Origin of the sequence: Catellatospora sp. KI3 (assembly GCF_029948125.1) — a bacterium.
Taxonomy (GTDB): Bacteria; Actinomycetota; Actinomycetes; order Mycobacteriales; family Micromonosporaceae; genus Catellatospora.
This window is the reverse complement of sequence record NZ_JASAMB010000068.1, coordinates 1-868: the sequence shown is the minus strand read 5'-3', so window position 1 is coordinate 868 and position 868 is coordinate 1. Positions and strand designations below refer to the sequence as shown.

Here is an 868-nt window from a genome sequence, read left to right as displayed (position 1 = left end):
CGCCGGGATCTGGACGGCGCACTCACCACCGCGGGAGTCCAGCGATGAAGACCACTCCGGCGGTACGCGCCCGGCGGTCGCTCCTGCACGTCATCTCGATCGTCATCGGCGCACTCATCGCCGTCCCGATCGGGTTCGGCGTCCTCGGCGGCTTCAAAGACAACGGCCAGCTCTCCACCAACCCCCTCGGCCTACCCGACCCCTGGCACCCCGAGAACTACACCGGCATCCTCACCAGCGAAGTCTTCTGGCGGCAGCTGGCCAACAGCACCCTCATCGCCATCGCCACAGTCACCGTCGTCGTCGCCACCGCCGCCATGGCCGCGTTCATCTTCGCCAGATTCAGCTTCCGCGGCCGCGAACTGCTGTTCACCCTCTTCGCCGTCGGACTCATGTTCCCCTTCGCCGTCGCGATCCTGCCCCTGTTCATCCTCCTGCGCAGCCTCGACCTGCTCGACAACCCCCTCGGCGTCATCCTGCCCCAAGCCGCCTTCGGACTCCCCGTCACGATCATCATCCTGCGCTCCTTCTTCCGCACCATCCCCGGCGAAGTCGAAGAAGCAGCCACCCTCGACGGCTGCGGACCCTTCACCTTCTTCTGGCGCATCCTCCTACCCATGGCCCGACCCGCCCTGGCCACCGTCTCCGTCCTGGCCATCGTCGCCAGCTGGAACAACTTCATGCTCCCCCTGGTCGTCTTCACCGACCAGAACTGGTGGACCCTGCCCGTCGGCGTCCAAGCCTTCCAAGGCCAGTACGCCGACGACACCGCCCGCGTCCTGGCCTACGTCATCATCTCCATGGTCCCCGCCCTCGGCTTCTACGCCATCGCCGAACGCCAACTGGTCGGCGGACTGGCCGGCAGCGT

General features: G+C 66.8%; 1 protein-coding gene. It reads left to right on the top strand.

What is annotated here, in order from left to right; translation table 11 throughout:
- Positions 1-44: 44 nt before the first annotated feature.
- The coding region (locus QEZ54_RS36215; protein ID WP_281309309.1) for a carbohydrate ABC transporter permease at positions 45-868 on the top strand (824 nt) is incomplete at its 3' end.